The 13,886-nt window shown below is 65.5% G+C and carries 14 protein-coding genes, 1 tRNA gene and 1 pseudogene; 2 read left to right on the forward strand and 14 right to left on the reverse strand.

Annotated elements, in window-relative coordinates; genetic code table 11:
* The 11 genes from ACFOJE_RS12840 to ACFOJE_RS12890 form a co-directional block, all read right to left on the reverse strand.
* On the reverse strand, positions 1-863 hold an 863-nt coding region (locus ACFOJE_RS12840), incomplete at its 3' end, for an acetaldehyde dehydrogenase (acetylating) (protein ID WP_377814765.1).
* Entirely contained in the window at positions 860-2,722 is a 1,863-nt protein-coding gene (locus tag ACFOJE_RS12845; RefSeq protein ID WP_377814766.1) for a feruloyl-CoA synthase, read from the reverse strand. The genes ACFOJE_RS12840 and ACFOJE_RS12845, both read right to left, overlap by 4 nt.
* Before the next feature lie 136 nt (positions 2,723-2,858).
* Positions 2,859-3,644 (reverse strand): 2-keto-4-pentenoate hydratase, encoded by a 786-nt coding sequence (locus tag ACFOJE_RS12850; protein ID WP_377814767.1) that lies wholly within the window; start codon positions 3,642-3,644, stop codon positions 2,859-2,861.
* Positions 3,645-3,675: 31 nt separating this feature from the next.
* Entirely contained in the window at positions 3,676-4,644 is a 969-nt protein-coding gene (locus tag ACFOJE_RS12855) for an NAD(P)H-dependent flavin oxidoreductase (RefSeq protein WP_377814768.1), read from the reverse strand.
* A 44-nt stretch (positions 4,645-4,688) separates the two neighbouring features.
* Positions 4,689-5,501, reverse strand: a complete 813-nt coding sequence (gene hcaB, locus ACFOJE_RS12860) for a 3-(cis-5,6-dihydroxycyclohexa-1,3-dien-1-yl)propanoate dehydrogenase (protein ID WP_377814769.1) — start codon at positions 5,499-5,501, stop codon at positions 4,689-4,691.
* A 14-nt stretch (positions 5,502-5,515) separates the two neighbouring features.
* Complete coding sequence (locus ACFOJE_RS12865; RefSeq protein WP_377814770.1) at positions 5,516-6,043, reverse strand: 3-phenylpropionate/cinnamic acid dioxygenase subunit beta; 528 nt, start codon at positions 6,041-6,043, stop codon at positions 5,516-5,518.
* An 18-nt stretch (positions 6,044-6,061) separates the two neighbouring features.
* Entirely contained in the window at positions 6,062-7,402 is a 1,341-nt protein-coding gene (locus ACFOJE_RS12870; protein ID WP_377814771.1) for an SRPBCC family protein, read from the reverse strand.
* A gap of 35 nt (positions 7,403-7,437) precedes the next feature.
* Positions 7,438-7,803, reverse strand: coding sequence for a non-heme iron oxygenase ferredoxin subunit (locus ACFOJE_RS12875; RefSeq protein WP_377814772.1), 366 nt, complete (start codon positions 7,801-7,803; stop codon positions 7,438-7,440).
* On the reverse strand, positions 7,800-8,654 hold the full coding sequence (locus ACFOJE_RS12880; protein WP_377814773.1) for a DODA-type extradiol aromatic ring-opening family dioxygenase: 855 nt from the start codon (positions 8,652-8,654) through the stop codon (positions 7,800-7,802). Before ACFOJE_RS12880 ends, ACFOJE_RS12875 begins: the two co-directional genes overlap by 4 nt.
* Before the next feature lie 3 nt (positions 8,655-8,657).
* Complete coding sequence (locus ACFOJE_RS12885; RefSeq protein WP_377814774.1) at positions 8,658-8,954, reverse strand: extradiol ring-cleavage dioxygenase; 297 nt, start codon at positions 8,952-8,954, stop codon at positions 8,658-8,660.
* A 6-nt stretch (positions 8,955-8,960) separates the two neighbouring features.
* Positions 8,961-9,776: an alpha/beta fold hydrolase gene (locus tag ACFOJE_RS12890; RefSeq protein ID WP_377814775.1), complete on the reverse strand. Its 816-nt coding sequence runs from the start codon at positions 9,774-9,776 to the stop codon at positions 8,961-8,963.
* 592 nt (positions 9,777-10,368) lie between these two features.
* Between ACFOJE_RS12890 and ACFOJE_RS12895 the strand changes: the two genes are divergently transcribed.
* Positions 10,369-10,938 carry a TetR/AcrR family transcriptional regulator gene (locus ACFOJE_RS12895; RefSeq protein ID WP_377814776.1) on the forward strand — a complete coding sequence of 190 codons (570 nt, stop codon included), beginning with the start codon at positions 10,369-10,371 and terminating at the stop codon, positions 10,936-10,938.
* 147 nt (positions 10,939-11,085) lie between these two features.
* Positions 11,086-11,162 (forward strand) — tRNA-Met (locus ACFOJE_RS12900).
* A gap of 85 nt (positions 11,163-11,247) precedes the next feature.
* Here the strand turns inward: ACFOJE_RS12900 and ACFOJE_RS12905 are convergent.
* The 3 genes and pseudogenes from ACFOJE_RS12905 to ACFOJE_RS12915 all read right to left on the reverse strand — a co-directional run bounded on the left by ACFOJE_RS12905 (position 11,248) and on the right by ACFOJE_RS12915 (position 13,743).
* The gene (locus ACFOJE_RS12905) at positions 11,248-12,078 is read right to left on the reverse strand and encodes a hypothetical protein (RefSeq protein WP_377814777.1); all 831 of its coding nucleotides are present in this window, start codon (positions 12,076-12,078) and stop codon (positions 11,248-11,250) included.
* 59 nt (positions 12,079-12,137) lie between these two features.
* A pseudogene (locus ACFOJE_RS12910) lies at positions 12,138-12,470 on the reverse strand (tyrosine-type recombinase/integrase); the annotation flags it as partial.
* 181 nt (positions 12,471-12,651) lie between these two features.
* Complete coding sequence (locus tag ACFOJE_RS12915) at positions 12,652-13,743, reverse strand: FAD-dependent oxidoreductase (protein ID WP_377814791.1); 1,092 nt, start codon at positions 13,741-13,743, stop codon at positions 12,652-12,654.
* Between the last annotated feature and the right edge of the window lie 143 nt (positions 13,744-13,886).

Genomic DNA, 13,886 nt, shown 5'->3' on the forward strand with positions numbered 1-13,886 from the left:
TAGGCCGGCAGGTAGTGGGCGGCGCCCTCGACTTCGAGGAACACCGAGGTCTTCAGGCCCGAGAGATGGCCGAGGCCCGGCACGTTCAGCGGCGCCGACGCGGGGATGACGTCGAACTGCACCCGCTGCTTGAGCCGGTAGCCCGGCACGTAGGCCTGTACCGCCGCGGCCATCTCGGCGATGGAGGCCTCCACCCGGCCCTGGTCGGCCGGCTCGGACAGCACGTACACCGTGTCGCGCATGATCAGCGGCGGCTCGGCCGGGTTGAGGACGATGATCGCCTTGCCCTTGCGCGCCCCGCCGATCACCTCGATGGCTTTCGCGGTGGTCTCGGTGAACTCGTCGATGTTGGCGCGGGTGCCGGGGCCGGCGGACTTGCTGCTGATCGAGGCGACGATCTCGGCGTAGTGGACCCTCGCCACCCGCGAGACCGCGGCGACCATCGGGATGGTGGCCTGGCCGCCGCAGGTGACCATGTTGACGTTGGGCTCGCGCAGGTTGGCTTCCAGATTCACCACCGGCACGCAGTAGGGGCCGATGGCCGCCGGGGTCAGGTCGATCAGCCGCAGGCCGGGCTTGAGGCCGCGCAGGAACGCGTCGTTCTGCACGTGGGCGCCCGCGCTGGTGGCGTCGAAGACGAAGTCGATGTCGGCGAACACCGGCAGGCGGCTCAGGCCCTCCACCCCCTCGGCGGTGGTGGCCACCCCCAGGCGGGCGGCGCGGGCCAGGCCGTCGGAGGCCGGGTCGATGCCGACCATCGCGCCCATCGCCAGGTGCCGGCCGTGGCGCAGGATCTTGATCATCAGGTCGGTGCCGATGTTGCCGGAGCCGACGATGGCGACTTTCAGTTTCTTGGAACTCATGCGGGTTCTCCCTGTACCTCGGCGAGGAGGATGACGGCCTGGTCGAGCGGCTCGGCGTAGAGGCGCTCGACCTGAGCGGCGCGCAGGCTCAGGGCCTGGCGCTGGTTGATGTAGCCCTTGTCGGTGATCTCGCCGGCCTCCGGGCTGGGCGGCGAATCGAGGATCAGCAGGCGCACGGCGTGCTGCGAGGAAGCCGGGTAGCCGTGGGCCATGGCCTGCAGGCCGGCGCACAGCGCCAGGCGCACGGCCGGCTCCCGGGCCAGTTCGTCGACGCCCATGCTCGCCCCGGCTTCGCCGGCCAGGGCGCGCAGGGCCGGGGTCGGGTAGATCAGGGCGCCGATTTCGTCCCGGTTGTGGCCGCAGATCACGCAGTCCTGGGCGTAGGGCGCCAGGGCGCTGACCAGGCGCGGGCGGAGGGTGCCGACCGAGACCCAGGTGCCGGTGGTCAGCTTGAAGTCCTCGCTGACCCGGCCGTCGAACACGATGCCCAGTTCCGGGCGCTGCGGGTCGAGCAGGTAGCCGGCGTCGCCGATCCGGTAGAAGCCTTCCTCGTCGAAGGAGCGGGCGGTCAGCTCGGCGGCGTTGCGGTACTCGCGGAACACCGACTCGCCGCGCACGCGCATCTCCAGCTTGTCGCCGGAGGGGACGAACTTGATCTCGATGCCCGGCAGCGGCAGGCCGATGTTGCCCGGCCGCTCCAGCTCGAAGTGGACGTTGGTGAGCGCCGGCGCGGTCTCGGTGGCGCCCCACTCGGTGGTGAGGAACAGCGGCCGGTCGCGCACCCGGGCGGCCACCGCCTTGAGGCGGTCCCAGGCGTTCTGCGGCAGCGAGGCGCCGGCATAGAACAGCATTTCCAGGCGGCCGAACAGCGCCCGCGCCAGTTCCTGGTCGCGCTCCAGGTACGGCAGGAGGACCTCGTAGCCGCGCGGCACGTTGTAGAAAACGGTCGGCCGCACCGCCCTGAGGTTCTCCAGGGTGCGCTCGATCTGCCCGGGCAGCGGCCGGCCGTCGTCGATGTACAGCGTGCCGCCGTTGCGCAGGACCATGTTGAAGTTGTGGTTGACGCCGAAGGTGTGGCTCCACGGCAGCCAGTCGAGCACGACGATCTCGCGCCGTTCGAGGAAGCGCCAGCACTGGGCGATGGCCTGCTGGTTGGCGCAGAGCATGCGCTGGGTGTTGACCACCGCCTTGGGCCCGCCGGAGGAGCCGGAAGTCATCAGGTAGCGGGCATGGGTGTCGCCGTCGATGCGGGCGAAGGCCGCCATCACCGCCGGGCTCTCCTCGCGGTCGTAGAGGCCGGCCAGGGGCAGCGCGCCGGGGATCGCCGCGGCGTTGCGCGCCGCCAGCACCGGGCACGCCGGCTGCACCTGGGCGATGGCCTCGCGGTAGGCGTCGCCGTCGCCGACGAACAGCAGGCCGGGCTCCAGCACGCCGAGGATGGAACGCAGCCTGGCGCAGCCGCCGCCGGTGTTGCGCGAATAGGCGACCGAGACGGTGCCCACCGGGATGCCGACGTGCATCGCGGCGAGGGACAGCAGGGCGTGGTCGATGTCGTTCTCCGAGAGCACCACCAGCGGCTTCCCGGCCGGCAGGCCGAGGTCGAGCAGGCTCTGGGCCAGCGAGCCGACCCGCTGGCGGGCCTGGGCGTAGCTCAGGCGGAACCAGTCGTCGCCGGCGCGCTCGGCGAGGAAGGTCCGCTCGGGCGTTTCCTGCGCCCAGCGCTCCAGCCACTCGCCGATGCAGCGCGCATAGGGTCGCAGGGAGTCGGGGGAGCGCAGGACGAAGGCGCCGCCGGGGCAGGATTCGACCACCGCCCGGGCGGGGGCCAGAAGATTGGAGTCGCTGAAGAAGTCGACCACGGACGATCCTCCCTGGATCGGCGCTCGCTGGCGCCGTCATTGTTGTTATTGGTTTTGTGCGGCCGTCGCGCCGGCGACGGCCCGCCCCCGGACCGTCCTGGCCGGGAAGCGTGATACGCAAGGGCTGAGCGGGAGTTCACACGAAGCGGCAGCTCACCTCCCCCAGACGGGTCAGACGCAGACGCAGGCGGTCGCCGGCGGCCACCGGCACCATCGGCCCGAGGGCGCCGGAGAGCAGCACGTCGCCGGCCTGCAGCGGGCGGCCGACCTCGGCCATGGTGCGTGCCAGCCACAAGCAGGCGTCCAGCGGGTTGCCCAGGCAGGCGGCGCCGACGCCGAGGGAGGCGACGCTGCCGTTCTTCTCCAGCACCATGCCCTCCAGGGACAGGTCCAGGGCGTCCAGCGCGACCGGGGTCTTGCCCAGCACGTAGCGCGCGGAGGAGGCGTTGTCGGCCACGGTGTCGACCAGGGTGATCTTCCAGTCCTCGATGGCCGAGTCGACGATTTCCAGCGCCGGCAGGACGAAGGCCACGGCGGCGATCAGCTCGCCCAGGGTGGCGTCGGCGGCGGGCAGGTCGTGGCCGAGGACGAAGGCGATCTCCCCTTCGGCCTTGGGCTGGATCAGCCGCCGGCTGTCGATGGCGCCGCCGTCGGCGACTTCCATGTCGGCGAACAGCATGCCGAAGTCGGGCTGGTCCACGCCGAGCTGCTGCTGCACGGCCAGCGAGGTCAGGCCGATCTTGCGGCCGACCAGCCGGCGGCCGCGGGCCAGCGCGGCCCGGGTGTTGAGCTCCTGCACAGCGTAGGCGTCGGCTAGGCTGGAGATCCCGAAGCGCTCGGAAATCCGGCAACAGGGACGGGCGAGCTTGCGCGACTCGGCGAGAACCGCGGCGGCGGCCTGGAGGCGGGATTCGTTGTTCACCTGAAACTCCTTGGGAAAGATGAAGGTACGCTCACAGCGCCCGTTCGAGGCTGGCGCGGTAGCCCTGGCGCAGCTCCTCGACCAGCGCGGCGACGCTCGCGCTGCGCTCGATCTGGCCGACGCCCTGGCCGGCCGACCAGACGTGCTTCCAGGCCTTGTTGGCGCTGGCGATGTCGCCGGAGAAGTCGATGCCGGCCTTGCCCTCGCCCGCCGGGTCGATGCCGGCGCGCTCCAGCGAGGGCCTGAGCCAGTTGGCCAGCACGCCGCTGACGGCCTTGCTCGCGACCAGATCGTCCATCGAGCAATCCACCAGCATCTGCCGGTAGGCGTCCTCGGCCTGGCTTTCCGCGGTGGCGATCAGGCGGGTGCCGACCACCGCGAAATCGCAGCCGAGAACCTGTGCGGCGTGGATGTCGCGGCCGCTGGAAACGGCGCCGGCCAGCCCCAGCGGGCCGTTCCAGAACCGGCGCACCTCGGCGACGAAGGCGAAGGGGTTGTAGCTGCCGGTGTGGCCGCCGGCGCCGTGGCAGACCAGGATCAGACCGTCGACCCCGGCGGCGATGGCCTTGCGCGCCAGGGCCGGGGTGGTCACGTCGGCCAGCACCAGACCGCCGTAGCCGTGCACCTCGTCGAGCACCCGCGCCGGGCTGCCGAGGGCGGTGGAGACCAGCGGCGGCCGGTAGCGGCGCACCAGTTCCAGCTCGCCGGCGAAGCGGTCGTAGCTGGAGTGGACGATCATGTTCAGCAGCCAGGGCGCGACGTTCTCGCCGGCCGCGCGGGCGGCGCCCAGCTCGTCGGCGATCTGCGCCAGCCACCGGTCGAGCCCGTCGAGGGTGCGTGCGTTGGGCGCCGGCAGGCTGCCGATGATCCCGGCGCGGCAGCAGGCGACCAGCAACCGCGGGCCGGAGACGAGAAACATGGGCGCTGCCAGAACCGGAACGGGCAAGGCCCGGAACAGGTTCGACAGCGGGTGTTGCCGGGCACGCAGGGCGGCATTCATCGAGCGCTTCCTCGGTTCGTTGTCGTTGTTGTCGGCTCGTCCGCTCAGCCCTTGCGCGGCGGCTGCGGCCCGGCGCTGCGGATCTCCCAGCCGCCGTCGCTGTGGATGATGTTGGCGGTGGTCAGCCCGGAGTCGCGGCGCGAGGCCAGCAGCACGTAGTGGCCGGTGTGGTCCTCCGGCGCGGCGATGCGCCCGAGCGGCACGGCCTGGGCGGCGCCCTGCTCGAAGCCGGGAATCCGGTTGAGCGGCACGCTGCGCGGGTTCAGCCCCTCCAGGCTCTTCATCGGCGTGTCGGTGGCCCCCGGCGCCACGCCGTTGACACGGATGTCCGGCGCCAGCTCGTAGGCCAGCTGGCGGATCATGCCGACCAGCGCGTGCTTGGCGGTAACGTAGAGAATCCCGCCGCCGCCGGCGTAGAAGGCGCTGTTGGACAGGGTGAAGATCATGCTGCCGCGGGTCTCGCGCAGGGCGTCGATGGCGCAGCGCGCGCCGAGCAGGTAGCCCTGCACGTTGATGGCGAAGAGGCGCTGGAAGGCCCCTTCGAGGTCTTCCGGAGCGATCCGGTCGAGACGGGTGAAGTAGTCGAAGACCGCGGCGTTGCCGACGAAGGTGTCCAGTTTGCCGAAGGCTTCCAGGGTGGCGCTCACCGCCCGCTGGTTGTCCTGGTAACGGGATACGTCGCCGGCGACGGTGACGACGGCATCGCCCAGCTCGTCCTCGAGCCGTCGCAGCTGCGCGGCGTCGCGGGCCATGACGCCCACCCGGGCGCCCTCCTCCACGTAGCGGCGGACGATGGCGGAACCGATCCCGCCGGTGCCGCCGGTCACCAATGCCACCTGTCCTTCAAGCCAGCCCATGTCGTTCTCCCGGTTCAGAGGAAGGTGTTGATGTTCTTGCACGGCAGCGTGGCGTTGGGGATGAAGATCCTGCGCGCGAGCAGCTTCAGCCCCTCCGCCTCGCGGCGCAGCACGTCCTCGCGGCGGCCGGCCAGCTGGTACTGCTCGTCCAGCCCGCGGCTGCGCACGTTGACGAAGCAGGAATGCACCCGGTACTCGCCCTCCTCGTCGCCGGCGAACACTTCGATGTTGCTGACCAGGTGCACGTTGCGGGTCGGCGGGTTCTCCGCCCAGGCCGAGGGCTGCTTGAAGCGCGCCACCCGGCGCTTGAGGTCGCGCAGGCCGTCGTCGAACAGGGCCATGTGGTCGGCCGAGCAGGCGCCCCGCTCGTCTTCGCGGCGGCGGTTCTCGATCCCCGGCATCCAGTAGTGGATGGCTTCGGACAGCGTGCTCAGCCACTCGTCCCAGCGCTCGTTGTCGAGCAGCCGCGCCTCGCGCAGCAGGAAGGCCTCGGCGGCGCGGGCCTCATCCAAACTCACCGGTTTTTCGGCAGGCAGATTCATCGGTCGTTCCCTCCTCGATCAGCTCAAGGTTCCGTTGCGGTCGGGCACCTCGGCCCAGCTGGCGGACTGCAGCAGGTCCTTCCAGCGCTGGTAGAAGGCGCGCGCGTTGGCCTCGTTGAGCTGGCCCTTGAACACGTTGCCCGGCAGCTCGGTGTCGGTTATCCGCGTGTCCATGCCCAGCCCGACGTACAGATCCTGGTAGCGGGTGACCTTGCCGCGGCTGGTCCTGGTGCAGTATTCCCAGTTCTCGCCGTCGTCCATCTCGAACACCCCGGTCGGCGAGAAGGTCATCATCGCCCCGCGCCGCCACTTGTCCTTCACCTCCTGCGGCGCGTTCTTGTTGACGATCACCCAGGTGTACAGCTCGATCCGGTTCGGCCCGCGCGGCTGCCAGACGCGCACGGTGTTCTGCCCCGGCAGGAAGGAGAAGTTGGGAAACACGGTGAAGGACGACACCGCCCCGAGCATCCGCGAGCGGAACTCGCCCAGGCGCTCGGCGGCCTTCGGCGCCTGCAGGTGCAGGTACTTGTTGATGGCACTCTCGCCGAGCACCGCGGCGTTGCCCACCAGGTCGCGGGTGAATTCGTAGCCGTGGCCGTTCCAGTTCACCGACCAAGATTCGGGGAAGTCGCTGACCTTGGCCACCGCACCGCCGAGCATGGCCCGCGCGGCGGAGTCGTGGGTCCAGCCGGCATGGAGGATGTCGCCGACGAAGTTCTCCGCGGCGATCTTCCAGTTGCATTCGTAGGTGGAGCGGATGCAGCCGCCGACGAACTCGGTGCCGCCCTCGTCGTTATCGAGGAGCACGTCCAGGTACCAGGCCATCGGCCCCAGGTACTCGGCCAGGCTCGGCGCGTCGGCGGCGAAGGTGGCGAACACCAGGCCCTTGTAGTTGTCGACGCGCGCCTCGCGCAAACCCTGGCGGGACTTGTCGAAATGGCTCTGCTCGTAGATGCCCGACTCGTGCATGCCGCGCAGCGCGCCGTCGGTGCCGAACGACCAGCCGTGGTAGTTGCAGATGAAGCCGCGGGCGTTGCCCGCCTCGGCGAAGCAGACCTTGTTGCCGCGGTGCGGGCAGGCGTTGATCAGGACCTTGATCGAGCGGTCCTTCTGGCGCACCACCAGCACCTCGTCCTCGCCCATGGTGGTGGCGACGTAGTCGCCGGGCTCGGGGAGCTGCGACTCGTGGGCGACGAACAACCAGCAACGGGCGAAGATCTTCTCCAGCTCCTGCTCGTAGATCTGCGCGTCCCAGAAGATCTTGCCGGCCATCCGGCCTTCCCGCATGTCGCACAGGCGGTCGAGGTCGGCCAGCGGCGGAGTGGGTTCGATGGCTTTCAACGTGGTCGGTTTGTCCATGACGACACTCGCGAAGTGATTGGATACGAAGGCGCTCAGACCGGGCTGCCGGTCGCGTCGGCATCGGCCAGGGCTTCTTCGGCCTCGGCCTCGACATCGGCGAACACGTCCTTGTCGGTGACGATGATGCGGTAGGTGCGCAAGTGCCTCTCGCAGGGGAAGGTCACCGCCCGGCCGCTCGGCACGTGGAACTGGCCCCAGTGCACCGGGCAGGTGATCAGGTCGTCCTCCAGGTCGCCCTCGGCCAGGGAGGCGGTGGCATGGGTGCACAGGTCGGCGGTGGCGTAGTAGGTGCCGCCGAGGTTGTACACACAGATGTCGCCCACCTCGGCGTTGGGCACCTTCTTCAGCGAGCCGGGCGCCAGTTCGTCGCGGGGGCAGAGAAAAACCCGGGTGCTCATTGCGCATCCTCCTGGGGAATCAGTTGCAGGAAGCCCAGGCCGGTGACCCAGGCGGGAACGGCCTCGTAGCCGATGATCTCGCCGCGGGCGTTCGGCACCGCGGCCATGGCGCAGGCGAAGTTGCGGATCTCCATGGCGCCGTTGCCACCGCGTTCGAGGATCTCCTCGTCGCGGTAGCCGCACAGCGCCGCCAGGTCGCCGCGCTCGCCGATGGCGAGCACCTCGCGGTCGAAGTCCTCGTTGACCCGGCCCGACTCGGCGGTGCCGACCCAGTGACTGATGCCGCCGCTGCCGATGATCGCCACGCGCTCGTCGGCGTCGAAGGTCTCGACGGCGGCGCGGATCTGCCGGCCGAGGTCGGCGGCGCGCTCGAAGCGGATGAAGGGGTCGACGCCGCAGGCCAGGTACACCGGAATGCTCGGCAGACGGCGGCCCATGAGCTGTTCGGCCGGGCGCACCACCAACTGGTGGGGAATGGAGAAGGAGTGGTCGACGGTGAGGCTGCGCGCCACGCTCCAGTCGATGCCCTGCCCCTCTCCGTGGACGACGATGTGCTCGGCCAGGGCCTCGTGGTTGCCCACCACCTCGCGGTTCAGGCCCGGTAGGCGGTCGATCGGCCCGTCCACGTCGCCGGTGCCGATCAGGTAGCGCGGCAGGCAGTGGGTGCCGAAGAGAATGTAGTGGTCGCAGCCGACGATGATCACCGCGGTGGGCTCCAGCTCGGCCAGGCGCCGGGCGCAGACCTCGTAGAGGCCCCACACCCTGTCGCGCTGCTCCTTCGGCGGCGCTTCGGGGGCGACGAACATCACCGGGTCATGCGGCATCCAGAAGCCGCCAACGATCTTGCCCATCGCTCACCCCTTCAGCGCCGCGGAAAAGCCCGCGTATCGGTTGTCGGTCGCGCCCAGGCGCTCCTTGTAGAGGCGCATGTCGCGGCTCGGCGACAGCTCCTGCCAGAAACCCATGGTCAGCATCGGATTCACCCCCAGCCGTTGCAGGGCGGCGACGTCGAAATCGACCACCATGTCCACTTCCTCGGGCGAGAGGGCGAAGCGGCTCAGGAACTTGCGCGGCTCCTCGCGGAAGCGCTCCTTGGCGGCGCGCTCGACGGACAGCTGCCAGAGCACCCTTTCCAGTACGTTGCGGCTCATGGCGGCTCACTCCGACAGGAAGTCGCGCACCAGCGCGGCGAAACGGCGGGGTTGTTCGGTCTGCACCCAGTGGCCGCAGCGGCCGAACAGGTGCAGGTCGGCGTTCGGCACCGAGTTGGCGATCAGCAGGCCGCACTCCGGCGGCACCACGCGGTCCTCGCGGCCATGCACCACCAGGGTCGGCGCGGCGATCCTGGCCAGCGCGGCGGCAGGGAAGCCCTTGACCAGGGTCTCGCCTTCGGCGGCCGGCTGCGGGATCAGCTTACGCAGAGCCTCCTGGGCACCCGGCCTGGCGCTGGCTTCGAAGCGGCTCCTGACCAGCTCGGGGGTGATCAATGCCTTGTCGTAGGGGAACAGCTGCATGAGCCTTTCCATGTTCTCCAGCGACGGTTCGTACTCCCAGGCGCCGCGCAGACCGGCGGTCTGCACGAATTCGCCGGCCGGGGTGCCGAGCAGCACCAGCTTGTCGACGCGCTCCGGCGCGAACAGTGCCAGGCCGATGGTCAGCGCACCGCCGAAGGAGTTGCCGACGAAGGAAGCTTTCGGGAGGTCCAGCGCATCCAGGATGCCGACCAGATGGCTGACCCACAGCTTGATGTCATACCTGGCGTCGTCCTTGAACTCGGTGAAACCGAAGCCGGCGATGTCCGGAACGATCACCCGCCAGCGGTCGGCGAACACCGGCACGGTCTTCGCCCAGTTGGTCCAGCCGGAAACGCCGGGACCCGACCCATGCAGCAGGAACAGCGCCTCGCCCCGTCCCGCCTCGTGGTAGTTGGTCCGGTGCCCCGCCGCGAGCAGGGTCTTGCCTATCCCTTCCATGATCGCCTCCATGCGCAAAGATACAGATACGTATGTGAATGTTTATAGCGAGAGGAATGCCTTGCGTCAATATGTCTCCTCAAGGTTTTATCGACTCGAAACGGCCCGCCTCCACATCCTCGCCTCAATAAGCACGCCAGCTCCAGCTTCGGCCGGGCGAGCGCGGACGCGCAGACGGGAGATCCGGAGAAACATCCGACCAACATACAAATATGCACGCACTCCTTTGCCGGGCGGGACGGCACTGGGCCCCGGCATCGCCGACGCAGCGGCCTCGGCCCTTCGCCTTCCCGGCAGCGCCCGCCACGTCTGATGCTGCAGATACACCCATGCATCCATCCAGCCGCCGGATCTTTCATCCCATCGTCAGGGAGCGACGGGCCTGCCTTGAATGAGAAAGAGCGGCACCGACATACGTGGATGCATGCCCACTGGCGCAATCCGCAGGCCCCCAATGGATCGATCCAATACCGGGATATGGGCGACAAACCCAGGCGTTTCGCGGCTTTGCCCGCTATTCCCCCCCTCTGGGCAATCGGTTAGGCTTGGGCGCTCTTTCCTTGGCACGCCCCGGACACAGAACAAGACGAACATGCCCGTACGCAACAGCCTCACCCGTGAAGATTGGATCCGCGCTTCTCAACGCATGCTGGTGAAAGGAGGTATCGACTCGGTGCGGGTCGACACCCTGGCGAAAGAGCTGCAGATCACCCGCGGCAGCTTCTATTACCACTTCAAGAGCCGCGGCGAACTGCTGGAGAGCATCCTCAGCGACTGGCGCGCCCGGGCCACCGAAGGCGTCATCAACCAGCTGCGCAACACCCGCACCAGCCCCCGGGAACAGCTCCAGCAACTGATGGAGCTGCCGCTGCACGGCAACACTGCCCGCGAGGCCGCCGCCACCGAGATCGGCATCCGCGCCTGGGCGCGCCGCGACAAACAGGCACGCCAGGCCATCGACGAAATCGACAGCCACCGCCTGAGCTATATCGAGAGCCTGCTGCTGCAGCTCGGCTGCAACGAACCGGAAGCCCGTGACCGCGCCTGGCTGATCTACGCCTGCCAGCTGAGCCAGTCGCTGATTCAGGCCGGCGCCGACCCCGAGCGCGGCACCAGGCTGCTGGAACTGCTGCTACCCGAAGAGGAACCCCAACCGGCCTGACACGCCCCTCCGCGGCCAGCCCACCGGCTACGGCCCGCGCCAACGAGCCGCTTGCCCCCTGTTGCGCCAACACGCGGATTTTTCTGATTTTTTTACCGAGAAGGGGGTTGACACCTTTCTCCTAGGCGCGAATAATGCGCGCCACTTGGCTACATAGCTCAGTCGGTTAGAGCGCAGCATTCATAATGCTGATGTCCCAGGTTCAAGTCCCGGTGTAGCCACCATATAGAACAAGGGGTTAGCGAAAGCTAACCCCTTTTCTTTTGCCTGTAGTGACCACAAAGTGACTACATCGTGCCCACCATCGCCCTAGCGGCGACAGTCCTGAAGATCAAAGTGATACCCCTGGCCGTCCTGCCATCCGATCAATATCTTGCCATCATCCATAAATGCCACCCGCTGCCCGTTATCTACGTCGCACTGGCTTTTGGCGTACATCTCCATATTTAACAAAAACCAAGACGAAGCAGCCGTCACACGCGAGTCATAATCCTTAATACCTGACTGCCCCCAGCTATATATGAACGCTCCATAGCAGGCAAAGCTTATTAATTGCACACCAACAGTCACGCGCGCAAAAATCGACTTAGGTTGCGAAACATAGCCTGGAAAAAGAAAGACTTTAGCCTTCTCATCACCGGTAAGAATCAATAGCAGAACGATGACCAGAATCGGGACGCTTATAAGATAAAAAATGCTAAACCCAATTACTGCGAGTATTGGCGTGAGCAAGATGGACGCAAATGCCACGGTATGCGGGAACTTAGAAGGATCACCGCCGACAACAGAGTTCACAACTTGCCCAGCATAAGAAATGGCAAAGTTCGTACCGATGGCAATAACAAGGAGGACGACTGCCTTCCCCAAAAAATGCTCATAAAATTTTTTATACACCGCAAGTATGTCAGATACGATTCCACCGACCCAAAAGATCAGCGCAAACCACAACAGCCCCCTACTTGCGTCCTCAAACGAAAACAAGTACGCCATTGAGTATGCAAATATCAGAAGCCCTGCATTGACATAAAACTTCTGATTTATCGAAAGCTGAGTGTATTTTTCCCATAGAGAGTCACTTAGACGCGCACACCATGAGCGGAACCGCTCACCCCATACCGGACTTTCGGAACTTCCTGCCACTCTCGCCTCCCCGCACCTAATCGTGCTGAACAGAGGCGATAGTAATCAGTAAACACTGATTAAGTAAGAGAATGACCAGCTTGCGTTAGAGGTGAATAACGCAACGCGGACTCCAAGTGCTCAGGCGACAAATGCGCATAACGCATAGTCATCGTGATCGACGAGTGCCCGAGAATCCGCTGTAGCGTCAGGAGGTCCCCTCCTCCCATCATGTAGTGACTGGCAAAGGTATGCCGCAGGATATGCGTCATCTGGCCTGGAGTATGGAAGCCGCAACGCTCGTAGGCACCACGGAAAGCTGCCCGACAGGACATGAACATACGGCCCGATCCAGGCCTCCCCACCGCGTGGATCGGTTCTTCCAATTCTGGCGGAATTGGGACGGCACGAGAATCAGTTGAAAAAGCTAAGTGCATGCTCTGACAGGCCATGCACTTCGTCTTTTCAGAAAGTTGCTATGTAGAAATGATCTTCTGCGAGTTCGCTTGCATATCTGGATTAACTGGTGGCCTGCTGGAAACGCAGGGCAGGATACACAGCCCGAGAGTTCTGTATGCGTGATGCAGCGGTTCACTAAATTCCAGAAATAATCTTGAAAAACCATCGAGCAAGCCATGGATGGCTTGATGCCAAAGACCAGTATTGATTTCTGAAAAATCGAATCGCATTGGAGCGAGTCGCCAGCATCCTGTAGTCGAAGTCGGTGAATAGAAGCACCCGCCTCGCCCTCCTGGCCAATCTCTGCTCAACGCTATTATCTCCCTCCAGCAAAGCCTTGCCCAAGGTTACACCGTCCCAAATGGCGAGATTGAGCCCTTGACCGCCGACCGGGGACTGGACATGGGCCGCGTCGCCAATAACCCACACCCTGCCGGAGCGCGGCGTTGGAACCCGTCTCAACGACACTCGGAACCCCCGCTCGTAATGCAGTTCGGCATCGGGGAATCGCTCCCTCATTGCAGACGCAACCCCGACTCCGTTCAGAATGCCCTGAATGACACCAGACGAAGGTTGCGAGAGGAATAGCCCCACACCATTTGATCTGAGAAATAGCTGCGCTTGTACGTTGTCGGGCCATTGCTGTGTCGATATTTCCGCAACAGACCAATTCTCGCGGTAATCCTTCCCGACAAAAGGGATACCGACGGATGATCGGACATTACTGTGTATGCCATCGGCACCCACGAGCCAGTCCACTTCAACCACCTCCGAATTTCCGTTCGCGAGGGAGAGGGAGATTCGTGCCACCTCATCTGTCTGCTCCACTGCAGAAAACGCAACCCCGTATTCGACGAGCACGCCGTATGCCGACAATGCCTGCTCCATGGCGATCTCCAGGCTTCCTTGGGGATAGAGGTATGCCGGAGGTTTTCCTTGAATAAACGGAACCGGAACATTTGCCACTAAATGGTCGTCATCATGGAAGACGAAGTGCCTCATCGGAAGTGCTGCACTAATGATCTTCTCCGAAACGCCAAACCGGGCTAGTTGATGCCAGCTCCCTTGGGCAATACCTGTGGCTTTTTGGATAAGAGACCTTGATGGTCGCTTTTCAATGATGCGGACTAAAACTCCTCGGTGAGCACATGACAATGCCAGGGCAAGTCCACTTGCCCCACCGCCGACCACCAGTATTCGTGGCTTCTGCCCAAGCTGCGATCCCATCACGAGCCTTACTCCCTTCAGCATCTCGGAAGCATTGCGCCTCCTTAACTTGTGAAGGAATAATGAATTTTATTTTCAAAAAATCAAACCAACAGCTTGCCATGAGTGGCTGTGCCTGAGTTTCTGGAGTCCTCCAAAAGGCC

Source organism: Azotobacter bryophylli, from assembly GCF_042643485.1.
In the GTDB taxonomy this organism is placed as follows: domain Bacteria; phylum Pseudomonadota; class Gammaproteobacteria; order Pseudomonadales; family Pseudomonadaceae; genus Azotobacter; species Azotobacter bryophylli.